17 protein-coding genes and 2 pseudogenes are annotated in these 22,752 nt (G+C 66.8%); 7 read left to right on the top strand and 12 right to left on the bottom strand.

Features of this window, described 5'->3' with window-relative positions:
- The first annotated feature begins 372 nt into the window (after positions 1 to 372).
- The 3 genes from EV648_RS07420 (at position 373) to EV648_RS07430 (ending at position 6,765) form a co-directional block, all read left to right on the top strand.
- Entirely contained in the window at positions 373 to 1,095 is a 723-nt protein-coding gene (locus tag EV648_RS07420; protein ID WP_132286794.1) for a hypothetical protein, read from the top strand.
- Positions 1,096 to 2,832: 1,737 nt separating this feature from the next.
- Positions 2,833 to 3,852, top strand: a complete 1,020-nt coding sequence (locus tag EV648_RS07425) for a hypothetical protein (RefSeq protein ID WP_132286797.1) — start codon at positions 2,833 to 2,835, stop codon at positions 3,850 to 3,852.
- Between the two features lie 897 nt (positions 3,853 to 4,749).
- Positions 4,750 to 6,765 carry a hypothetical protein gene (locus tag EV648_RS07430; protein WP_132286800.1) on the top strand — a complete coding sequence of 672 codons (2,016 nt, stop codon included), beginning with the start codon at positions 4,750 to 4,752 and terminating at the stop codon, positions 6,763 to 6,765.
- Positions 6,766 to 6,943: 178 nt separating this feature from the next.
- Here the strand turns inward: EV648_RS07430 and EV648_RS45095 are convergent, their stop codons facing one another.
- The 6 genes and pseudogenes from EV648_RS45095 to EV648_RS07455 form a co-directional block, all read right to left on the bottom strand.
- Positions 6,944 to 7,216 (bottom strand): hypothetical protein, encoded by a 273-nt coding sequence (locus tag EV648_RS45095; protein WP_370452706.1) that lies wholly within the window; start codon positions 7,214 to 7,216, stop codon positions 6,944 to 6,946.
- Positions 7,217 to 7,447: 231 nt separating this feature from the next.
- Entirely contained in the window at positions 7,448 to 9,526 is a 2,079-nt protein-coding gene (gene ptsP / locus EV648_RS07440) for a phosphoenolpyruvate--protein phosphotransferase (protein WP_370452707.1), read from the bottom strand.
- Positions 9,527 to 9,535: 9 nt separating this feature from the next.
- Positions 9,536 to 9,922: pseudogene (gene dhaM, locus EV648_RS45100) on the bottom strand (dihydroxyacetone kinase phosphoryl donor subunit DhaM); the annotation flags it as partial.
- The gene (gene dhaL, locus EV648_RS07445; RefSeq protein ID WP_370452699.1) at positions 9,919 to 10,593 is read right to left on the bottom strand and encodes a dihydroxyacetone kinase subunit DhaL; all 675 of its coding nucleotides are present in this window, start codon (positions 10,591 to 10,593) and stop codon (positions 9,919 to 9,921) included. The pseudogene dhaM and the gene dhaL, both read right to left, overlap by 4 nt.
- Entirely contained in the window at positions 10,590 to 11,588 is a 999-nt protein-coding gene (gene dhaK, locus EV648_RS07450; RefSeq protein ID WP_132286803.1) for a dihydroxyacetone kinase subunit DhaK, read from the bottom strand. Before dhaK ends, dhaL begins: the two co-directional genes overlap by 4 nt.
- 46 nt (positions 11,589 to 11,634) lie before the next feature.
- Complete coding sequence (locus EV648_RS07455; protein ID WP_132286805.1) at positions 11,635 to 12,411, bottom strand: MIP/aquaporin family protein; 777 nt, start codon at positions 12,409 to 12,411, stop codon at positions 11,635 to 11,637.
- Positions 12,412 to 12,561: 150 nt separating this feature from the next.
- Here EV648_RS07455 and EV648_RS07460 point away from each other — a divergent pair, with 150 nt between their 5' ends.
- Both EV648_RS07460 and EV648_RS42495 read left to right on the top strand, forming a co-directional pair.
- Positions 12,562 to 13,371 (top strand): IclR family transcriptional regulator, encoded by an 810-nt coding sequence (locus EV648_RS07460; RefSeq protein ID WP_132286808.1) that lies wholly within the window; start codon positions 12,562 to 12,564, stop codon positions 13,369 to 13,371.
- A 43-nt stretch (positions 13,372 to 13,414) separates the two neighbouring features.
- Positions 13,415 to 13,555 carry a hypothetical protein gene (locus EV648_RS42495; protein WP_158293932.1) on the top strand — a complete coding sequence of 47 codons (141 nt, stop codon included), beginning with the start codon at positions 13,415 to 13,417 and terminating at the stop codon, positions 13,553 to 13,555.
- Between the two features lie 168 nt (positions 13,556 to 13,723).
- On the opposite strand, the pseudogene EV648_RS07465 reads toward EV648_RS42495, so the two are convergent.
- Positions 13,724 to 14,070, bottom strand: a pseudogene (locus EV648_RS07465) (PH domain-containing protein).
- Between the two features lie 885 nt (positions 14,071 to 14,955).
- A complete protein-coding gene (locus EV648_RS07475; RefSeq protein WP_132286811.1) occupies positions 14,956 to 15,303 on the bottom strand; it encodes a hypothetical protein in 348 nt (115 codons plus the stop codon).
- Positions 15,304 to 15,410: 107 nt separating this feature from the next.
- Here EV648_RS07475 and EV648_RS07480 point away from each other — a divergent pair, with 107 nt between their 5' ends.
- Positions 15,411 to 16,385, top strand: coding sequence for an NAD(P)-dependent alcohol dehydrogenase (locus tag EV648_RS07480; protein WP_199234480.1), 975 nt, complete (start codon positions 15,411 to 15,413; stop codon positions 16,383 to 16,385).
- Positions 16,386 to 16,534: 149 nt separating this feature from the next.
- On the opposite strand, the gene EV648_RS07485 is transcribed toward EV648_RS07480, so the two are convergent.
- From EV648_RS07485 to EV648_RS07495, 3 genes are all read right to left on the bottom strand, one after another.
- Positions 16,535 to 17,497, bottom strand: coding sequence for an aldo/keto reductase (locus EV648_RS07485; protein WP_241994955.1), 963 nt, complete (start codon positions 17,495 to 17,497; stop codon positions 16,535 to 16,537).
- Positions 17,498 to 17,574: 77 nt separating this feature from the next.
- Positions 17,575 to 18,009 carry a hypothetical protein gene (locus EV648_RS07490; RefSeq protein WP_199234481.1) on the bottom strand — a complete coding sequence of 145 codons (435 nt, stop codon included), beginning with the start codon at positions 18,007 to 18,009 and terminating at the stop codon, positions 17,575 to 17,577.
- Between the two features lie 263 nt (positions 18,010 to 18,272).
- Entirely contained in the window at positions 18,273 to 19,349 is a 1,077-nt protein-coding gene (locus tag EV648_RS07495) for a right-handed parallel beta-helix repeat-containing protein (RefSeq protein ID WP_132286814.1), read from the bottom strand.
- 791 nt (positions 19,350 to 20,140) lie between these two features.
- On the opposite strand from EV648_RS07495, the gene EV648_RS07500 reads away from it, so the two are divergent.
- Entirely contained in the window at positions 20,141 to 21,148 is a 1,008-nt protein-coding gene (locus EV648_RS07500; protein WP_132286817.1) for a hypothetical protein, read from the top strand.
- 206 nt (positions 21,149 to 21,354) lie between these two features.
- Here EV648_RS07500 and EV648_RS07505 read toward each other — a convergent pair whose 3' ends face one another.
- Positions 21,355 to 22,632, bottom strand: a complete 1,278-nt coding sequence (locus EV648_RS07505; protein WP_132286820.1) for an adenylate/guanylate cyclase domain-containing protein — start codon at positions 22,630 to 22,632, stop codon at positions 21,355 to 21,357.
- Positions 22,633 to 22,752 lie beyond the last annotated feature (120 nt).

Consider the following 22,752-nt stretch of genomic DNA (forward strand, 5'->3'; position numbering starts at 1 on the left):
GCCTTACCTTGGCGCGTCCCCGATCCCCAGCGAACAAGCAGAACAACGGTCAAAAGCACCTCTTGACCGGCCCCGCTCCTTCAGGGATGACCTGCAACGAGATCAAACGCCTGTTCAACACCTTCATCACCGCATCGATATGCGACCTGCGACACCGACTGCGCTGGTCCACCTGGAGACGCCGCCACCAACACCGCGCCCGACACAGCCACTACCAGCGCCGACAAGCCATCCCAGGATGACCATCACGAACTACGGCTGTCGTACTAGAGACGATCGTGCTCTGCGGATCTCGGTGCACCACTGCGAGATGGTCAACGGGCATGACGTCTCGGTCCATTCGGCGATGAGATGCGCTTTCACCACAATTGGGTGCACAACTTCACCGACGATGGCCTGATCGTGGCGGGCGTTCCCGGGACCAGGAACGCGCGGATCTACCAGAACGTGATCACCCAGTGCCTGACGGCACTAAGCTTCTCAGGCAACGCTGTCGGACAGATTTATATCTTCCGCAATCTGTTCGATAGCCGGCTGCCAACGTTGGGGACCCGGCCTGGTAACGATGGTCCACTGCGCCAGGGCCGCTTCCACAAAGAGGGCACGGCCGAAGGCCCGTTCGACCTGTTCCATAACACCTGCATCGTGCTCGACGCGGGAGGCATCGGCACCGCACTGGAGGACATTGCCGCCGCCGGTTTCGGCCACTACAGATCACTGGTCGGCGCGGATCGGCGCAGGGCATACAACAACATCTTCGTCGCGGTGTTTTCGAAACCGAATGAGGCCAAGGCGATTGCGTTCCTTCCGCCGAGCGGCTTCGCCGGACCGACGGACGGGAACACCTACCACCGGTTCGGCTCAGGACCGGCCCCGAATTTCAGGGTTCCGACCGCTGGCTCGGCCTCCAAGCCGCACCAAGAGCTCAGCGACTACATTCTGGCCGAATCGCCGCAGGAACAGAGCCGCCAGTCGACCGATCCGTTGTTCAAGTCATTCGACGAGACCGGTACGCCACAACCTGGCGACGACCTACGGCTCGAGAGCGGAAGTCCCGCTCACGACAGCGCCGTCACGACGAGCTCGCATGGATAGACATCGAGGCAGGCGGGTTCTGGTTTCTCCCGTCCCGCGACCGAGGCTGCAACCGGCACGGGGTGGACCGCATGCGGGTGGGCGTCGACGGCCGCCGCGAGTTCCCACACCTCGCCTAGCCTCGTGTAGCCCGCGCCTCGCAGAGGCCACGTCCCGCGGCTCGTGTCGGATGCCTCAGACGCCAGCCCTAGCGCGAGCCGGGTCCTGCCAGAGCCGGGTCGTGCAAGGAAGACCAGTTTTCCTTTTGCCGAGACGAAATCCCAGGTGCCCGGCGCCCAGCAGGTCCGCTTCAGACCGCGAGCGCGGTCGAAGTCGAACTCCTGCAACGACTCGCGGGCCCCGGAACCTGGCTGCGCCAACCCCCACCGTGGGGATCCCGGCCGACACCCGCGTTGCAGGCAGGTGCCCAAGCAGTCGGATTGGATGGGCGACACTGTCGTTCAGCCCTTGCTGAGTTCCAAAGGACGTCGTGTACAGAACTTGTCAGTACGCCCGGGCTATCGCATGTATCTCGACTCCTGTCCGTTCCGAATGCCGTTGCACGGATCTGCCAATCGGCGCATGCTGATTGTGTTGAAAGCGGCGGGGGACGTCATGACTGTCACAGTGACCAGATTGCAGCTGACCGTGCCACCGGTTGTGTTGGCCAGGTCGTTGGCAGCTGGGGACGAGGGCAGTCGCCGCGGGCGCCGGTGGGCGGACCCTTTCGTTCCGCATCTGCATTCGATCCACCGATGAGCGCGGTTTAGCGCTGGTACAGGGACCTGGACATCCTCGAATGGGGCAGACGTCGAAGCAACGAAGGCGCGTGGCCGCCGTCGCGGTCGTCGTGGGCCTTGCAATTCTGGGCGCTATCTACCTTGTCCGAGTCGCGACCACCGACCCAGCGAACTCCGACGCGGCTAACGGAGATTCCGCGTCGACGACCCCGTCCACCCAATCGTCAGATAAACCCGGCAGCGAGCCGACAACCGCGTCGATCCCACCAACGGCGCCCACCGGCACACCCCCTAGCCCATCTGGTTCTCGTCCGACCACGCACACGCTTTCCGGTCCCCCGACAACCGGCACATCCTCGCCGAAGGCCCAGTCCCCGACCAGGCCCCCGTCGACGCCAAGGGTACGCATCGGGGGGCCCACCCTGAACAATGACTGGCCATCCGGTTGCGCGATCATGTACCTTGCCGCGCCCGGATTGACCGCGACGGTGGTGCGGATCAGTGTCTCTGACCCGTCGGGCCCGTCGCCCACCCCCAGCCCGAGCTCGACCCCGATCTCGGTACACCAACTCGGATATGTCCCGGTCCATTGTGGCACCCCCGGTCAGGGCGAGCCGATCGGCACGGCGGATGGTTGCACGCCCAGATTCGTCTTCACTGACACGCAGACCTGCGGCATAGCTCCGCGGATCGACACCCCGACAGCGTCAGGCGACTACACCGCAATCGTTTCCTTCAGGCTATTCACGCTTTGTAGGCAAGCTTTAGTGACACCCTGCTCGGAGATAAAAAACCCGCACGTGCCCTCGGCTAACCGCCCTGTCGCTGCCGAGTGGATCGTGCAGTGTCAACTTACCGCATACGTCGACGAGGAGGGGTTCATCACCGGCCCCCAGGGCTTGTCGTGCGAGGCGGAGTAACGATGGCGCCCATACCTCCTGACAAGCCCCATGGGCCCGCGGTTCCTGATACCGCACACACGCAAAAGACTCCAAGCGGCCAATCCGCGGAATCGGCCATGGCGGGCTCCGGCTCAATATCCGCCACGAAGCGGTCGGCAGCCTCCACGTCGGCCCCGCAACAGGCACCCGGCGCCGCGCCGACGGAGCGACATCCGTCTGCCGAGCCCAATATCACCAACTGGTCCGACAAGGTAAAGGGCCTGCTCGCGATCGCGCCGCCGGTAACCTTGATCACCGCGCTCCTGCTGTGGTACGGATACGTCGCGACGCTGCAACGTTTCCGTTATTTCGGCGTCGACCTTGACTTGACCGGGCTGTCGAATCAATCGCTGCTATTGTACGGCGCCGAGACAGTCTACCCAGTCGCTGCCCTTCTCCTGCTGGCGCTGCTCGGTGTGACTGGGTTACACCTCGCGGTCCGCTGGCTCCTCGAGTCGCCACACCATCTCTTTGTTCGCACACTCGCCGCGATCTGCGCGACCGGCGGCGTGCTGCTCATTGCCCGGGCGCTGATCGGCATGCTCCGTCCCGTAGTGGCCGAGACGGAGACGCCGGGAGTCACGCCGCTGTCCCTGGCCGTCGGAGCACCGCTGCTGGTCTATGGCGGATGGATGGCCCGCCGAGTCGCCGTGCAGGCTGCGGGTAACCGGGAGCCATCCTGGTGGACGGGATCGTTCGCTGCCCGCATGGAGGGGATCGCCATCGTCATCGCTGTCGGAGTACTGGCGACCGGCCTGTTTTGGACGGCCAACACCTTTGCCGCCGCCTACGGCACCGGCCGGGCCGAGTTCGACGCCGCGAACCTGCACCGGCGGCCACAGGTCGCGCTGTTCACCCGCGACGCCCTACCCGTCATTCCCGCCGGCGTGACGTGCAACGATCTCGGACAAGGCGTGAAGCATCGCTACGAGTACAACGGGCTACGCCTGCTCCTGGCATCCGATGACCGTCTGTTCCTCGTCCCGGGCGCGTGGACTGCCGATGCCAGCACACTTGTCGTGCCGTATGACGACAGTATTCGTCTGGTGCTCTTCCCGAACTCTCCGCGCTCCGGGGTCCAGCGGACCAGATGCTAGTGCCTCATCCAGAAAGGTTGGGGTCGTAACTCGTATCGGGTTGACCGGTTCAGCGGTGGGTGTGGAGGCTTGCTGTCGGAGGTGGACCCGGCCCAGCCGGTCCAGCGAGCCTAGTGGGAGAACGGCGAGCTGGATGTCAAGGTCCGCGACAACGGCGAGTGGCTCGGCCGCGTCCGCGACAAGGACGGCCGCGTCACCTGGATCCCCGGCACCGACCTCCGACCGCTTTGACGGGCCCAGAGTGGTCCGCGCGGCCACCACCACGTTGAAACTGGTGCAGTCGGGCCGACAAACAAACAGACGATCTCCTAATTCGTTGGTCGCCGGTTCGAATACTTCCGGGCGCGCCCTCCTGACCAGAGAAGGTCCTAAACACACGGCTGTCATGAAGCCCGACTCCGCGGTTGTCGCGGTCGAACTGCTGGACTCCGCATCAGTCGGGACGCGCGTAATGCGCCTCGACCCCACACCCAGCGCTCCTGCTCGTCCGGTGCGGCGTCTGGTTCGGGCGCTGGCACAAAGTGACCGCGACGCCGACAATCGCGGTACGTGTTCACGACGGGTAAGTCCTTGACCGAGTTACGACGGCAGCGGATCGTCATTGGTGGGGTGACCGCGCACAGAGGAGGCGTTAAGTGAGTGAGCGCGGCGAACCACTGCAGATAGCGGAAAGCTAGTAAAGATGAGGTCGTGGTCGGCCTTGCGGCGGGACCAAATGCAGATCCTGCGGCCTCCCCATGCTTCGCGACACCGCAGGCAAGGTGAACGGCCCTCACCGCGACTGCGCGTAATGCGCGTTTATCCGCGGGTCGCCTGGCATTGACGCTGGGTCGGTCAGAGGTTTTGGAATCAGAGACGCCGAATGCGCTAGGTCGCCTAGAGCTCTGGGAGTTTCGCATGTCGATTGTCGTGAGTCCCGACGGACTCGTTGAGAACGAGGGCACGGCGGCGAGTCCGTGGTCACTCGAGACCGGTCTAACGCAACTGGCCAATGGCGAGGATGTCCTCTACCTCCGCGGCGGCATCTATGTTGGGCCGCTCTTCGTCCACAACCTTACCGGCAAGGTGATCTGCTCGTATCCGGGCGAGCACGCCATCATCGACGGGACCCTGAAGGACTTCCGGGACGCCCCCAACGACCTGTGGGATCCCGTCGTCGGCACAGATTCCGACGAGTATGTCTCCAAGGATTCCTACGACCACGACAACAACAACACCGCCCATGGCTCCTTCCTCGACCGCGTCCCACACACCCGCCTCATCACACACCAGTTCCTCGAGGACCTGCAGTCCGAGAACGAGAAGTGTGGCCGTATGCCTGTCGACCAGGCCGTCGACGGCCCGCAGCCGGCCGATGATGCGACTACCCGCCGCCCTTGGGTCTATATGGGCCCTGGCATCTTTCAGGATGACGATGGGTTCATCCACGTCCGACTTTCACCCACCCACAACAACGTGGCCTGCTTCCCGGACTATGACGGCGAGACCGACCCACGCAACGTGCCGCTGGCGATCTGGACCTTGGCGCAGGGGGTGCTGCGCATCGTCGGGTGCGCTGCAGTGCAAGTGTGCGACATCACCGTGCGGCACGGCGACGCCGGTGTCGTCATCGAGGACTGTAACGACGTCCGTCTCGACCATGTGGAGATTCTTGCCGGACCCCAGGGTATCCGGCTCAGCGGGAAATGCGTCGGGACCGTGATCACCCACTGCCTGATCGACGGCGGGCTGCCGCCGTGGTATTTCCGCAGTGACCGGAAAGACGAGTTCAAGCTGCTTTCCGACGATCCTCACAGCAAGGGGCACGCGCCCGGTGAGAACACGACGAGAAGCCTGCTGGCAGGAAACAAGCAGCTTCAAGGAACCAAGATTTCCTTCTGCGAGTTCATCAATGGTCACGACAACGCCCTCTTCGGCAACGGCGTCGAGTTCTCACGGAACTGGGTGAAGAACATGAACGACGACGCCATCATCATCGATACCGAGAACGCTGCGGAGCATCACATCTTCGGCAACGTGATCGAGCAATGTCAGACCGCCATCAGCTCCGGCAGTAAGAATGCCGCCAGCACCGATACGCTCGTGTACCGCAATCTCATCGATCTCAGACACCCCTTCACCAAGTCACGCCCACGGCCGCCCGGAACGGTCGACGGTGACGGCGAGCCGTCACCCGAACCGGAATTCAACAACGGGGACATACTCGCAACCGGCACGATATACAAGAGCCAACATCCCGATGGACCGCTAGCCATCTTCCAGAACACGATCGTCGTGAAAGACCGAGATTCCGCATCGTCATTCGGCTTCTTTCGCGGCTACCAGGGCGAAGCGAGCCTCCGCAGCTACAACAACGTCTTCGTCGCGGTGAACACCATCCCAAACTCAGACAAGCCAATCGGATTCCTGCCCGATCCAAACCTGCCCGCCGAGACGAACGGCAACGCGTACTACCGCGCCGGTCAATACATCGATGGCCACCTACTACACCATCCGAAGTACGCCGTCGAAGACGGACCGACAACAATCATCAGACCGGCAACAGACTTCGCATCACTGGCCGAACTGCGCGGCGATCCACCATTCGACAAGAGCCTCATCTTCGCCGACACCGAACTTACTCACCCGCCTGGCTACGAGAAAAACGGGATCGACAGCGATCCAAGATTCCGCGACTTCGATCCCGCCCAGGCCGGTCCGGCTGGCGCCGACGACATGAGGCTCGCTAGCGACAGCCCAGCCCTCCACGCTGGAGTGGTGCTACCCGTCGATCTGCGCGATGCCGACGGTGCTCCAGGGGACGAACAGCCGGATATTGGGTTTCTACCGTACGGCTCGCCACCCCTGGCGGTCGGCGTCGACGGACGACGAACCTTCCCTCGTACGGGTTCCTCGCCAGCCGTTCCCGACTAGATGTGCTTCGGCCCGCGGCCATGGTCGCGACACGGTTTTCGGATGGGACGCGCTAGCGGTGCGACACTCCGCAGACCCGCGTGACACGGTTCGTGACGCGAACTCGCGTCAACCAGTGCTGGATAAGGCGCTCAGCGGTGTTCGCGGCGATGCTGGTGACGCCTGGAGAGGGCAGAGTTTACGGCCTCGCGCAGCCTTTTAATCCGCGGGTTGTCGGTTCGAGTCCGACGGGGCCCACAGTGAAGAAGTGGCCTCTGACCTGCGCAAACAGGTCGGAGGCCACAACCACATCCGGCGCTCCACTGGTGGTCGTGGGATCAAACGTGGTGCGAATTCGCCTAAGATCAGGCCCTTGCAGGTCCTTGGACAACTCGATCAGGTGCTCAAGGGATCGGCCTAGCCGGTCCAGCCTGGTGATCACCAACTGGCCGCCATTGCGGTTGGCCGACAGCTAGGCACGGTCCACTTCCGGCCGCCGTGCCAGCTTCCCGGACGCCTTGTCAACGAACACCTCATCGCAGCCGGCCCCGCGGAGCGCGTCGTGCTTGGGCCTCAGGGTGACCACAACTACGCTCAGCTACTTTTCACTTGGTCGCACCGACCCGATTGGAGGGTCAGCGAAGACGACCAGGCTGCCGGGAAACCCAGCGCTTCGGATGTGCACCCGCCGACACCGTGCGGATCAGCCGAGGATCGCGCGTACGTCTCGGGGTCCTGCTGCAGTCAGGGCACGGTGTACCAGCTCGGCGTCTGCGGCACGGTCGATCTGACGGACGGCCTGCTTCACGACAGCGACGGAGGACGGTGCCACGCTGAGTTCGCGGACGCCGAGTGCCACCAGTAGTGGAGTCGCCGCTTCGTCGGCCGCCAGCTCGCCGCAGACGGCGACCAGGCAGCGGCCTTCGGCGGCCCGGCAGACAGCGCGGATCAGGTGCAGCACGCCAGGGTCGAGCGGGTCGCCCAGCGAGGCGACCGACGGGTTTCCCCGCTCGGCGGCCACGGTATACTGGGTGAGGTCGTTGGTGCCGACGCTGAAGAAGTCGACGTGCGGCGCGAAGGCGTCTGCTTTGAGGGCGGCGGCCGGGACTTCGACCATGATCCCGACTTGCAGTCCCGCCGGCCGGCCGCGGCCAGCGAGCTGGATCGCAAGGTCGAGGCGATGCCGCGCGTCCGCGAGCTCGTCGACGGTGCTCACCATCGGGAACATCACGCTGACAGGCGTCTCGTAGGCTACCGCGACGATTGCACGGAGCTGGTCGTCGAGGAGGTCGCGCTGGGCCAGCGCCAGCCGGATGCCACGCATACCCAGGAAGGGATTGGCCTCGGGCGGCTGGGGTGCGTACGGAAGCGGCTTGTCGCCTCCGATGTCGAGGGTCCGCAGGGTCAGGCGTTCTCCGCCGAGTGCGTCGGCCAGCGACCGGTACACCTCGATCTGTTCCTCGGTCGTGGGTGGTTGGTGCCGGCCGAGGTACAGGAACTCGGTGCGGACCAGACCGGCGAGTTCGGCACCGTTGTCCGCGGCTGCGCGCGCGTCCGGGACGGATCCGAGGTTGGCGCCGACGAGGACCTCGACCCCGTCGCGCGTGACGGCCGGCGAGAAGGCTCCCGCCCTCGCCAGCGCGGTCTTCGCCCGTGCCTGCTGGTCGGCGGCGTCGAGCTCACGAAGCGTCTCCTCGCTGGGGTCGACGAAGACCCGTCCCGTCGTACCGTCAAGGGCAACGGTCGTACCGGGTGGTACGTCCAGCACAGCTGGTCCGGCAGCGACCACGGTGGGGATGGCGCGGGACCGGGCCAGGATCGCGCTGTGGCTTGTCGGGCTCCCCGCGGCCATGACGATGCCCGTCACTCGCGAGGTGTCCAGGTCGGCCACCTGGGCCGGGACCAGGTCATCGACGATCAGCACGCCCTCGCCCTCGATGCGGATCGCCGGCGCGCCGGTTAGGGCACGCGCTACCTGCTGCCCGACCGCGTGAACGTCGAGGGCGCGGGCCCGCAGATACTCGTCCGAGACGCCCGCGAACTCCGCCTCGACGGACGCGATCGCGTCGATCCAGGCGCGCGGTGCCGCCTGGCCTGCCGCGATGCGGGCGCGAACGTCATCGAGGAGATCGGTGTCGTCGATGAGCATGAGGTGGGCATCGAAGATGGCCGCCTCGCCTTCGCCACCCTCGCGTGCGGCCGCGACCCGGATCCGCTGTATCTCGCGTCGAACCTCGGCGATCGCGGCCCGGACGCGTCGCCACTCGGTCGGACTGTCGCCAGGGACCTCGTCCGGGATCTCGACGTCGGCTGCCCGCATCGAGACAGCCGGACCGATGGCGATGCCGGGCGAGGCCGGCATCGGTGTCCCGTGCGCGCGATGTCCGGCGGATCTCTGAGGTGCGGCTGCGCTGGTCGGGTCTTGCTCGTCGAAACGACGATTGGCGAGTGCGAGGACGTGATTCAGGGCCTCCTGCGCTTGGCTGCCCGTTGCGGCCACTTCCACCCGATGGCCGCAGAGCGCACCCAGGGTGGCGACCCGGGACAGGCTGGTGGCGGGAACGGGGCCCGCCCCGGTGTCGAGATTGCGTAGCTCGATCCGGGCGTCGAACAGACGGGACTCCTGGACCAGCCGGGCGGCGGGTCGCGCGTGCAGGCCGTGCCGGTTGGCGATCTTCACAATCGCCGTGCATGTCGGCGTCTGGTTGCTGGTGTCCGCGGATAGCCCGTTGGCGGCCGAGAGCTCAGCCACGATCGATAGGCCCGGCGGGGGCGCGGCCACATGTCCCTGCTTGGCGGCCAGCGACCCGACCGCCTCCGCCGCGACCTCCGAGGGGGTCGCGCCGCCCGCCGCGGCGACGGCAGCCACGACGAGCCCCTCCACGAGCGGGGCCGCGCACAGGACCGCACGCTCCCGGACATCGGGGTCGACCATGTCCAGCGCCATCTCAGCGGAAAGAACCGCGCTACCGAGGTCCATCAGCACCACGACGCCCGCACCGTCATCGGCCGCCTCGATCGCCTTGACGATCGCGGTCGCGTCGGTCCCGAACGTCGTCGCGTCCAAGCCGGCGGCCACCGCGATCCGGACCTCGGAGCCGTGCAGCATCTCTGCCGCGAGCGACACCGCAGCCTCGGCCAGGGCCCGGCTGTGGGACACGACCACCAGGCCCGTCACTGCGACACGTCCCCGGACAGCGCCCGTGCCGCGGTGGAGATCAGCAGCGCGACCGACGTTGCGCCCGGGTCCTGGTGTCCCACGCTGCGCTCGCCGAGGTAGGACGCCCGACCCTTCCGCGCCAGCATCGGGATCGTGGCGTTGCGCCCGGCGTCGGCCGCCGCGGTCGCGAGCGACAACGCGTGGCCCAGGTCGTTCCCCGCCGCGACGGCGTGGTCCAACGCGTCGCAGGCGGGCGAGAGTGCGTCGTACATCGTCTTGTCCCCGGCCTGTGCACGTCCGCGGGCCACGACACCGTCCAGGCCGGCGCGCAGAGCCGCGGCGAACGCCGGCGCGTCGAGCGAGTCGGCGCCGCCCGCACTGCCTGCCATCCGGAGGAACAGAGAGCCGTACAACGGGCCGCTGGCACCTCCGACCGAGCTCACGAGCGTCATCCCCATCGTCTTCAGTAGGGTTCGCGGCGAGAGTGCGGCGTCACCGGCGAGGGCAGATACCGCGGCCGATGTCCCCCGGTCGAGGTTGGCGCCGTGGTCGGCGTCACCGATCGCGGCGTCGAGCCGGGTGAGGAGGTCCCGGTTGCGGGCGACCTCCGCCGCGAACAGGCTCAGCCAGGATCGGATCGCCTCGGCGTCGACCACCGCGCGCACCTCTGGTACCGGCGGCGCGCTCACAGGCCCCACCGCAGGGCCGGAGTCCGCACCGGGGCGTCCCACAGCCGCAGCATCTCGTCGTCGAGCTTGAGAAGTGTGACCGAGCAACCGGCCATGTCCAGGCTGGTGATGTAGCTCCCGACGAGCGACCGGGTCACCGTAACTCCTGCCTTCGCCAGCAGCCGGTCGACCTCGTGGTACATCAGGTAGAGCTCGATCAGCGGCGTGCCACCCATGCCGTTGACGAAGGCAAGGACGCCGTCGCCGGAGAACTCGAGGTCGTCCAGGATCGGATCGACGAGCATCCGGGCCATCTCGGCCGCGGGCGCGAGCGGCACGCGTGTCCGGCCGGGTTCTCCATGGATCCCGATGCCGACCTCGATCTGGTCGTCCGGCAGATCGAAGGTGGGTTTCCCTGCCGCGGGCACCGTGCAGGACGTCAGAGCCAGGCCCATGCTCCGGCCGGCGGCGTTCACCCGCCGGGCAACGGCGGCGACGTCGGACAGGCTCCGCTCCGCCTCCGCGGCCGCACCCGCGATCTTCTCGACCAGGACGGTTACGCCGACGCCGCGGCGACCCACGGTGTACAGGCTGTCCTGTACCGCGACGTCGTCATCGGTCACCACGGCCACGACCTCGGCGCCACCGGTCGCGCCGGCCATCTCGGCGGCCATCTCGAAGTTCATCACGTCGCCGGTGTAGTTCTTCACGATGTGCAGCACGCCGGCTCCACCGTCAACACCGTTCGTCGCGGCCGTGATCTGGTCGGGGACCGGCGAGGTGAAGACCTCGCCGCAGGCGGCGGCGTCGAGCATCCCGTGACCGACGAAGCCTCCGTGCAGGGGCTCGTGCCCGGAACCACCTCCGGAGACAAGGCCGACCTTTCCCGGCCGCGGCGCATCGCCACGGAAGATCACCTTGTGCTCGTGGTCGACCCGCAGTTCCGGATGGGCGGCGTCGACACCGAGCAGTGACTCGGACAGGACGTTGGCTGGGTCATTGATGAGTTTCTTCACGGGACTGGCTCCTCGTGCTGGTCGAGCTTCGGGTGGAGGTGGGAGGTCAGGCGCGACTGGTGGGCTCGGCCAGCCGGGGCGCCGGTGCCGTGCTGTCGGGGGACTCGACGACCTCGTCGACACCCTTGACGAGGGCTTGGTAGAGCAGTGCTGCCAGCGCTCCGGCGAGGAGTTCGGCGACGACGTAGACCGGCAGTTGCTCCCACTTCACCGTGCCTCCCGCCAGTTGCAGGACGAACATCGGGCCGAAGGTGCGAGCCGGGTTGATGGAGGCGCCCGTGGCCGGGGCGACCGGGATGATGGCCGCGAAGACCACCAGGCCGATGGCCACGCCCGCGAACCCGGCCGGCGCCTTTCGGTGGATCACGCCGAGCACGGTGAACACGAGGATGAACGTCCCGACGAACTCCGCGGCGAACGCCTGCGGCACACCGACCGTGTCGGCGTACGACGCGACGCCGAGGCCCACGTCGCTCGCTTTGTCACCGAGTACAGCGATGATGGCCGCGGCTCCGATCGTCGCGCCGACGACCTGCGCGCCGAGGTAGGCGGGCACCTGCCTCCACGGGAACTTCCTCGTCACGGCGAGGCCCAGCGTGACGGCGGGGTTGATGTGGTTGCCGCTGACGTGACCCAACGCGTAGACGGTCGCCACGACGATGGTCCCGAACGCGAGCGAGATCATCCCGAGGTCGGCCATGGTGAACGGGGCGTCGCCGTTGACGATGAGGGTCGCAGGAACCGACCCGACGCCGATGAAGACGAGAAACGCGGTTCCGATGACCTCGGAGGCGATCTTCTGGGGAGTGGACGGTTCGCTCATGGCATCTCCTCCACCGAGCGCCCCGGCGGGCCTCGGCATGTTTTGGAATACCATTCGATAATGTCGAATGATGGTCGAAGGTACGCTTCTGTTTCACACCGCGCAATACCTTGCGCCGACCCGATCTGAGCCCGCTTGGAGAGTGACGAGTTGATCCAGTCCGTCGACCGTGCGCTGCGCATCCTCACCGTGCTCCAGGGCGGTCACCGGCTCAGCCTCGGCGAGATCGCTCAGCGCCTCGACCTTCCACCGTCCACCGTCCACGGCATCGTGCGCACTCTTCTCGTCCACCGCATGATCGTGCAGGAGCACGACTCGGGTCAGTACCGCCTCGGCCCGGCCGTGCTCACCCTGGGCAACGTCTACCTCGACACACTCGAGCTGCGGTCTCGCGTCGCGCCCTGGGCCGAGGATCTCGCCCGCCGCTCTGGTCTCGCCGTGCGCACCGCCGTGGCCATGGCCGAGGACGTCGTGGTGGTGCACCACGAGCCCCGACCTGACGGTTCGCGCCAGATGCCTGAGGTCGGCATCGTGATTCCTGCCCATGCGTCCGCGCTGGGCAAGGCGATCCTCGCCTTCGACGAGGAGGCCGCGGAAGGGCTCCTCGACGGAGGAGTCCTCGGCAGCATGACCGGCGAGACGATGACCGATGCCCGCGCGCTCCGCAAGCAGCTCGACCAGGTTCGCGTGACCGGCATCGCCGAGGAGGTCGAGGAGGCCGTGCTCGGGGAGTGCGGCCTCGCGGCCGTTCTCAGCGACAGGCTCGGGGGCGCGGTGGGTGCGATGGGCCTTGTCGCCCCGACCAGCGACTGGCCAGTCGCGGCCAGCGTCGTCGCCAGCCTGCGGACTGCCGCACGGTCGGTCTCGCGGGAGCTCGGTGCCACGTCCTGGCCGCCGGTCGGCCACGCGCCCCGGGCCTCGGAGATGGGTACCCGGCGCCGGCGTCCGCGGCCGGCCTGACGCGGCCCGGTCCGCGTGGCTCGCGGGGGTGCACGATGAAGTCATGCAGGACACCGCCGGTGTCACTCGCGCCGGCAGTCGGGGCCGGTCGGGGCGGATCCACTCGCTCGGCGACTGGCTGCTGGTCGCGGCGGTGGCCTTTTTCCACCTGCTCAACCCGCGGATCGGTCCCGGCGAGCCGTAGCAGCGGACGTCGATCCTGCTGGGCGCGGTCTGGCTTGGTCTCGTGCTCGTTCAAAGTGTGCCGTTGCTTTTTGGCGACGAAGGCGTCCGGCGGTGGTGCTCGTGGTGGTTTCGGCCGCCTGGGTCGTTGCCTAGGTGGTGTTCGGGCCGTCGGCACCGTTGCGATCATCTAACCCAGCTGACGAATGTCGGACGTTCCCTTGAACTCAAGGCGAACCTTCCCCAGACCGCTGAACCACAGGTCCAGCTCGGCGTCCCGGTCGAAGCTGCCGGCCGTTTCGACCGAGAACGCCTGAATCTTGCAATCGGCAGTGAGGTGAAGTCCCGCTTCTTGCCAGTGATCCCCTGCACGTTGCCCGCAATCACGCGCTTGTCGGTGAAGACCACGAAGTCCCGCACCGCCTTGAAACAGGACACGAGCTGCTCCCCGGGAATCAGCAGTGGCGCCACCATCGGACCGAGTTCGCCAGGTTTGGCGGGATTGAGCTTGAAGACGGAGCCGTTCGCGAAGTCGATCGCCGCACCAAGTAACTACACCCTGCACGTCGCGCGGCCGCGGCGCGCTTCATGAGTCGACCTGCTTCCCTGCCTGCCAGTCGCTCTCGGCTGGTCTGTTGCCAGCGGCGCACTCAGCAACATCCTTGAGCGACTGCGTTCGAAGCGAGAGTATTCACGGGACAAAGTGATGCGGACGGAGCAGTGCCAGCGTGGCGGCTGCGGGGCCCGCCGACCGCCGCGTGACACGGTTCGTGACGCGAACTGGAGTCAACTGGCGCTGGACAAGGTGGCCAGCGGGGTCGCTGGCGATACTAGTGACACCGTGAGGGGGCAGATGACACGCCGACGCGCAGCCTTTTGATCCGCGGGTTGTCGGTTCGAGTCCGACGGGGCCTACGGTGAAGAAGTGGCTCATAACGCGGTCGAACGGTCGCAAGAAGCGCGACCTGGGGAGCATCGACGAGCTACCCAGCGGCGCCTTCAGAGTGCGCGTATACGCAGGCATCGACCTCGTCGCCAAACGTCGACACGACCTGACAGAGACGATCCCGGTCGGCCCTGACGCCGAGAAGCTGGCCAAGCAAGCAAAGGTCAACCTGCTCAACCAGCTGTACGAGCGGCGCACCCCCGGACGAAGGCCACGGCCAACCAGCTGCTCGATCGCTACCTCGGTGCAGCAGACCTCGAGTTCAACACGCTCCGCCGGGCAGTCCGATGGAAATGGGTCACGACAAACCCCGTCGCCGACGCCGAACCACCAGCCGCCCCGAAGGGCACCCCCGACGCGTGCGCGAGCTGAAGCCGTCGATGGACGACGGGCGTGCCGGACCACGCCGTGCCAATCTCGTGCCGCCTTCTCGCACGTGCCGGTTGGTTCGGAAGTTCCGCGTACCGAGCCGGAGGCTAAAGCCAGATGTACTCCTCGGCGACGGCGCCGTCGCGCCATTTCGCTATGGTCACCATCCGGCCCCCGCCTTCGAACTCGCCGACCACGCAGGTCCACTCTCCGGAGCCGAAGCTGATCGGGTGGGAGGCGACCTGGATCGGCGTGCCACCGGTGGACTCGACCAGCGCCTCCATAGCCGCAATGTGCTCCTGGATACCACGGGTGGGCGGTTGCCCTTTGACTTCCACAAGCACGTCGTCGGTGTGGCAGCGGGCGAACACGCCATGCCAGTCGGCTCGGTTCCATCCGTTGAAGTCGAGTTCATTCATGCCCTGGAGGTTGCTGGTTACCTCGTCGTCCGCCATGGCCGAGGCCTCCTTCCGAGACCAGTCGCATCACCTGTATTTCACCGTATGCGGAACTGACCGTGTCGGTCGAGCGTCCGCGCTTGCTACGTTGCCGCCATGACCAGGTGGGCCGCGGGGCGGGCGTGAAGGCGGTCGTCTACGACCGGTACGGGTCCCCCGATGTGCTGCAGGTCGAGGGCGTCCCGGTACCCTCGCCCGCCGCCGGCCAGGTGCGGGTGAAGATCGCCGCGACCTCGGTCAACCTCAGCGACTGGGAGTGCCTGCGCGGCTCGCCCGCGTACGCGCGGATCGGCGGGCTGCGTGTCCCGGCTCGCCGGACGCTCGGATCGGACATCGCCGGCCTGGTCGACGACGTCGGGGAAAGGGTGACCCGGTTCCGACCCGGAGACGAGGTGTACGGCGACAACCTCAGGCTGATGGGTGGCTTCGCGGAGTACGCGCTCGCGCCGGAGTCCGCGCTCGCCCACAAGCCGGCCCAGCTCACGTTCGCTGAGGCGTCGACGATCCCGCAGGCGGGCGCTATCGCCCTGCAGGGCACGGATAGGGCCGCGCCGGGTCGCCGGGTGCTGATCAACGGCGCCGGCGGAGGGTCGGGCTCGTTCGCGATCCAGCTCGCCAAGCGGCTCGGTGCCCACGTCACCGGTGTCGACAACGCCGCCAAGCTGGACTTCATGCGGTCGGTCGGCGCGGACGAGGTGATCGACTACCGCGGGGACGACTTCACCCGAGCCGCGCAGCCGTACGACCTGATCCTCGACCTGGTCGCGCATCGTTCGGTGTTCGCCTACCGGCGTGCGCTGGCGCCCGGCGGCACCTATCGATGCGTAGGCGGGTCGGTACCCACGCTGCTACGCGTGCTCACCCTCGGCTGGCTGGTTGGGCGGCTCACCAGTCGCGCAATCGGGATCCTCGCCGTCAAGGAGGGTCCGGCCCATTTCGAGCCGCTGGCCGCCCTCTGCGTCACCGGGGAAATAGGGATCCATATCCACCGCACCTTCACGCTCGAGGAGGTTCCCGCAGCGCTTGCTCACGTCGGCGAGGGACGCGCCCTCGGCAAAGTGGTTGTCGACCTCTCCTGACGCAATTCGAACGCGTCCGTGCCCCGACGCCTTGCCCGCACCCCCGCTCATCGGCATGATCGCGATTCACTGTCAGCGGCTAGATCCGTGTGTTCTCACCGGTGAATCCAACTCGCAGCTCTGCGGCGAGCTGGCCAGCTCGCCGCGGTCTATGCGAGGTCATCGGCTGCGGTGTTGAGGCGGGTAATCTCCGCTTGGTCCAGCGTCACGCTCGGCGCTGCCAGGAGCTCGTCGAGCTGCGCAAGGGAGGTGGCCGAGGCCAACGGTGCCGTGACGGTCGGTTGGTGCATCAGCCAGGCCAGAGCGATGGTGGCGGACCGGACGCGATGGTCGTGGGCGATCGCGTCGATGGTGTCGAGCAGGCGAAGTCCCTCGGGCGTGAGCAGAGGTCGCACGCCGGCTCCCCTGGCCCGGTCCTCGGTGTCAGCCTCGGTGCGGTACTTCCCCGACAGGAATCCGCCACCGAGGGCCCGGTATGGAAGCACCGCAAGACCGGCCTCGCTCGCAAGCGAGGCGAACTCCCCCTCGAACGGCTGCCGATGAACCAGGCTGTAGTGCGGTTGGAGCACAACCGGTGCGGCGAAGCCGCTGCTGCCAGCCGCGTCGATCCACTCACGGACGGCATCTGCGGTGAAGTTCGAGAGTCCGACGGCCCGGATCTTGCCGGCCTGGACCAGAGCGTCGAACGCTGCCGCGCTCTCCTCGATCGGCGTCCGGTCGTCCTGGTAGTGCGCGAAGTACAGGTCGATGTAGTCGGTGCCAAGTCGACGCAGCGACGCTTCGACCGCGGCGGCCACGGTGGTCGCGGACAGTCCCTCGAAACTCGGGTGGTTGCCGCCCTTCGTCGATACGACCACCTGGTCGCGGTTCTTTCGGTCCCGCATCCAGGCTCCAACGATGGCCTCCGATGCTCCGTCGGAGTAGGTGTCGGCGGTGTCGACCAGCACGCCTCCGGCTTCGGTGAACGCGTCGAGAACTCGATGGGATGCGGCGGCGTCGGTGGTGCGGCCGAACGTGTTGCCCCCCAGCCCGACCGGCACTGCGAGGCGGTCACCCCACCGACGCCGCGGTGTGAGACCGACGAGCTGGGTCGGCGCTGGGGGTCGAGTCACGAGTGGTCCTCCTGATGCGTTGACGGAGAAGGAAGCCAAGCAGACGGCGCCGACAGAGCCGATCCTCGGGGCCGGGTTCACATTTCGGCACGCCCGAGCGAACGGATCGCGGCAGAGTCGTGCGACGGTTCAGGCCCGCGCGTCGGCGACCAGCGCTTCGAGGACTCGCCCGTGCAGCAGTTCGTACTGCTCGCGGTGACGGTGCGGAGCGTCCGGTGGTCGAGCGACCACCCTGCCCAGCCGCCCACGACCTCCTCATCCGGCCGAAACTGGTTCGCGGTGAGGTCCACTTCCGAACCGTCCGGTAGCCGGTGCCAGTAGTGGTGATCGACCTGGACGTCGCCCACGTGGACCTCGCCGACGATCAGGGCACCGCCCAGGATGTCCTGCGCGACCAGCGCCGTCATGCCGCACTGGTCGCGCGCTGGGTTCTGGGGAGTCCATTCCTCCCGGCTGTCCGGGTAGCAGGTGTCGGCGCCCCAGGGCGGATCGGAACTACGGACGAAGCTCATCAGCGGTGATCGCCATACCCGAACCGTCCCACCTGCCGCTGACACACCTACGCTGGAGAACCGAAGGCCTCCTTTTGGTCGACCGTCCTCCGGCCAGCCCTCGACGACCACTGTGTCAAGGTCGAACCTTCGTGCCGGGACCGAGTTTCAGGAGACGACGCACGAAGTACGTCGGCATCGCGATGATCTGAGGCGGTGGCGTACTGGTCCCACGTCCGGATGGGCGTGGGACCAGTGTCGCCTCTACTCAGGCGTGCGCCCGATCAGTGGTGCGAGTGCATGCAGATCGAGGCCGGGTTGCTGGTCTTGCAGGCATTGTCACGGAACACGATGTTCTTGCCAGACCCGTCCCAGAGGATGTCCAGGTCGTTTTTCTTGAAGAAGTTGCGCACGACCGCGACGTTCTCCGGGGCGTCCGAGCCGGCCAGCGCACCGTTGAGGACCGCGACGCCCGCTGACGGGATGTCACCGGGCTTGGACGCGTCGTTGCCGATGATCTTGTTGCCCTTCACCAGCACGTGGTCGGCACCGAGCACGACGACGCCGTTGCCGGACAGAGCCGGTACCTCGGGCGGCTCGGCCGGGCAGAACCGGTCGTTGTCGGTGAGCAGGTTGCCGACCAGGGACCATGCGCCGCCCGGACGGTTGACCCCCTCCGGAGTGGTGCCGTTCGGCCCGGTGTCGAGAACCAGGGCACCGATGCAGTTGGCCCGCATCACGTTGTGGGTCACCAGGCCATGCCGTGAGTCGCGCATGAACATGCCGAACGCCCAGCCCTTCATCAGGTTGTGCGCCACGTACGCCTTCGCGTTGTCGGTGTCGCCGACATACAGGCCCGCCTCGCCGCCGTTGCCGAGCTCGGTGTTGTGGGTGAAGACGATGCCCGTGGACTCGAAGGCTGCCGCGCCGTACTCACCGTGCCTCAGCCCGGTGTGATGCGACACCTCGAACCCGCGCTTGGCTTCGAACGCCAGCACGCCGATGCCCGGGTGGCCGTCCGTGGTGAGGTTGCTGACCCTGGACTTGCGGTCCGGACCCGCGAAGGCGAAGCCCGAGACCTCGTCCGGTGTCTCCCAGCAGGCGGTCTTCGTGAACTTCTTGGGTGGTTTGACGACCGTACGGCCCTGGCCGGCACCGATGATCGTGAGTCCCTTGCCGACGACGCAGACCGCGTCGTAGTACACGCCCTTCTTCAACTTGATGGTGTCGCCTGAGCGGGCCTTGTCGACCACCTTCTGGATCGAGTGGCCCGGTTTCACCACCCAGGTGCGCGAGTGGTGCTTCCCGGTGGCTGACGCCGTCCCCGCGCTCGCGACGATCAGCCCGAGGATGGCGACCAACGTGACGACCAGGCGCCGACCTGCTCGACCCGCTCGGACGCTACCGCGCGAGCTGCGACCTGTTCCTGCTGAAGCATTCGACCACGGCTGAAAGCGCATGGTCCCTCCCTGTGCCTCGATGGGCATGGTGGCCGACCAGGCCCGAGCCCGGTGACCGCAGACGGATAGCCGCTTTGCGAACAGGTGGCGACCCCCGCCATCACCCGGCCATCGAGGTCGGGCGGAAGGGCGGGCACGGCCTACGCGTAGAAAGGCTGCAGTGTGCAGCCGAACAGTCCGACCCCCAACACCGCGCAACAGCTACCCGCCCCACCGGCGACACTACGCAGGGAGGGCGCAAAGTCAAGCCCTGAAGGGATTCCAGCCCGATGCGGTCGATGCGCAATGGATGTGAGTGACTCTGTGCTGGCGCTGCACCGGCAGGCAGTCACCCCGCTCGACGCGTCCCGGCACGTCAACCGGATCCTCGCCATCGACCCGGAGCCTAAGAAGCGCTTCATTTAGGCGCGTCAGTCGTTTGGTGTTCGTCATCAACGGCCAGCTGCGATTCCCTTGACCATCTGAGGCTCGGCTGCCACGGTTAAGTTGACCGGTCTGGGGACACGGTGGGCCTCGGTCATCGAGGGTGTGGGGACGGCCGGTCGCCGCGGTGTGGGGACAGTCAGATGGCAAGTCGTCAGGTCTGCGTGTGGTGGACAGCGGTCTCGGTGATGCTCCTAGTCGGCTGCGGGTCCGATCCCGGAGCCGGCGCGCCGGCTACTCGATTCCCGACGAGTGGGGCGACAGCCAGTGTGACGGTTCACGGGCCGCAGCCGATCGAGGTCCAGTACCTGCAGAAGTTCGACACCGACGAGGGCGGACCACAGGTGACGCGTTACCACCTGATCACCGACGGCGGCACCAAGGTTCGGCTCAAGATTTCGATCTACGGGGATCCGGAGGCCACGGTTGTCGGCGAGGAGTACCTCACAACCTGGGATGGCAATCGCGTTTTGGTGTTCTCTCAGTCGAACGAGCCGCCGTACACCGTCTACGAGGCTCCGGGTGAGCACCCGGACGAGGTTCAGCGTGTGATGTCCTGGGCCGGCTTCATCTGGTCAACAGCACAGTCCTCAGGATGTACCGATCTCAAGACCACGAAGACCATCATCGGCCGGACCGCGGCCGGATATCGGTGTGTGGAGCCGAGTCCCGAGCCGGGTGCCCCCGCCACGAGTGAGGTCTGGTTCGATCAGGCCACCGGTATCATGCTGCAGCATCCACTCATGGTGGCAGAGAAACTGGTGCTCGACCCCGCGATCACGGCGACGACGTTTTCGACCGAACCACCGCCTGGCGCGCGGTCGACAGTCGTCGCGGCCGAGCACCCGGCGTCCGGGAAGTCCAAGCAAGCACCCGACTTCACACTGGAGTTGGTCAAAGGCGGTCGGATCGGACTGAAGGATCTTGTCGGCCAACCGTTCGTACTCGCGTTCTTCCCGTCTGACCTGGCCTTTGACGAGAGCGGTGATGCGTTCCCCGGCCACCGGGAAGCGCTGCTAAAACTGCAAACCCTGAGTGACAACGGCACGAAGCCGCGGGTGCTCGCAGTCCAGGAGGGGAGCCTGGGAAAGCCCGGGTACCCACTGGCTGTCCCCGGCCTCACACTCCCCCTCGCCCACGAAGACACCCCGACTGTGAACGGCCTCTTCGCGCTGGCGAGTTTTGCCTTCGTTGGCGCTGACAGCACAATCGTTGCCTCCTACAACCGCGTGCCGACCGAGCAGGAACTGACCCAGAGCCTCGCCGCCCTCCGGTGAATGGCCTGCGCATGGAACGAAGATGAGGCTGGCCGAGTCACCTGGAGTCGAAACCGGCCGAACTGGTGATGGCTGGGTATAGCTGGAGGGGCGCATGTCGGAAGGATGCGGCGGGTTCCTAAACCGCGCGTCCGCTGCTGAGCGGATGCCAGTGCACAGCTTTAGCTGCCACCTCCGCTCCAGCAATGCTGTGCCGTCGGCCGGCGCTAGGGCCGGTCAAGGAGGAAGGTCTGCATCGGGCCCTTTCCCTTGACCTCGATGGTGCCGCGTGGACGTGCGGCGAACTCCGGGCCGAGGGCGGCGGCCACCCGTCCCGTGACCTGGATCTCGCCGGGGAGGCCGTGGGACTCCATCCGGCTCGCAGTGTTCACGGTGTCGCCCCAGAGGTCGTAGATGAACTTGCGCCGGCCGATCACGCCGGCCACCACCGGTCCCGAGTCGATTCCTATCCGGACCGCGAGCCAGTCCTGCCCGGGCTGGGCTGCGATCCGAGCAACCTCGTCGCGCAGCGCGAGTGCGGTACGGGCGACCGCTGCGAGGTGGTCCGGCCGCGGCTTCGGTAGGCCGCCGACCAGCATGTACGCATCGCCGATCGTCTTGATCTTCTCGACCCCCTCGGCGTCGGCGATCCGGTCGAACGCGGAAAACACCTGGTCCAGCAGCTTCACGACGTCCACCGCCGCCATCACCGCCGATCGCGCCGTGAAGCCGACGATGTCGGCGAAGAGCACGCTCACCGCGTCGTAGTGTTCCGCGATCACCCCTGGCTCTGTCTTGAGGCGCTCGGCGATCGGCTCCGGTAGCACGTTGAGCAGGAGCCGCTCCGAACGCTCCCGCTCGGCCCGGAGGTCCCGATGGGCTCGTTCCCGCTGCTCCACGAAGTAGCTGAGCATCACGTACGCGCTCACCATGACGCCCGCGATGTTCAGTACCAAGAACGTGACCACAAAGCCGGGTGGCAGCGCCGACGGGGATTGTGCGAGTCGGGAATCGACCAGTGCGAGCGCGGCCAACTCGACGAAGAACGCCGCCAGCCACGGCACGGAGCGCCGGATACCGAGCAACGCGAGCGCCGCCAGCGGTGTGAACATCGCCCAGAGGATCATCGCGCTCGAGGCCACGAAGCCGCCGAGCGAGACGTGCAGCAAAGCCGGCAGCACCAGGAACGCCAGCAGCTGCGTGTTGCGGAACGTGGAGAAACGCCGCGTCCGGGCCAGGACGGCCAGCCCGATGACGGTGATCACCTGGTAGAAGCCTGGGATCGCCGCCGAGACCGGGTCGCCGTACGCGAGGTACGTGGTCACCCAGATCGTGGAGATCGCCGTGATCAGCAGCGACGAGAAGATGAGCGTGCCCTGTCGGAGCCGCTCGTCGTGGGTGTCCTCCGGCCGAGCGCCGATATCGGCCAGCCGCTCCAACCCGCGGACGATAGCCCGCCCCGGGCCACGCCCGTGGACGCCAGCCTGGAGCCAGGACCCGGTCACCTGAGGATCGTATGCGCGCAATCCCCAGGCGCCATCCTCCGAACAGGCTCTTCGGCGCCGACGCGAACCGCGGCGCCCCGCCCTTTCAGCCCCGGCATGGCGTTCGCTCGCCTTCTCCCA

The organism is Kribbella sp. VKM Ac-2568 (genome assembly GCF_004345365.1).
Lineage (GTDB): Bacteria > Actinomycetota > Actinomycetes > Propionibacteriales > Kribbellaceae > Kribbella > Kribbella orskensis.

Bases quoted from the DNA above. Each gene is read 5' to 3' on its own strand.
- EV648_RS07425 (WP_132286797.1), top strand. From the start codon at position 2,833: ATGGCGGGCTCCGGCTCAATATCCGCCACGAAGCGGTCGGCAGCCTCC.
- EV648_RS07430 (WP_132286800.1), top strand. From the start codon at position 4,750: ATGTCGATTGTCGTGAGTCCCGACGGACTCGTTGAGAACGAGGGCACG.
- EV648_RS07455 (WP_132286805.1), bottom strand. From the start codon at position 12,411: ATGAGCGAACCGTCCACTCCCCAGAAGATCGCCTCCGAGGTCATCGGA.
- EV648_RS42495 (WP_158293932.1), top strand. From the start codon at position 13,415: ATGCAGGACACCGCCGGTGTCACTCGCGCCGGCAGTCGGGGCCGGTCG.
- EV648_RS07475 (WP_132286811.1), bottom strand. From the start codon at position 15,303: ATGGCGGACGACGAGGTAACCAGCAACCTCCAGGGCATGAATGAACTC.
- EV648_RS07490 (WP_199234481.1), bottom strand. From the start codon at position 18,009: ATGAGCTTCGTCCGTAGTTCCGATCCGCCCTGGGGCGCCGACACCTGC.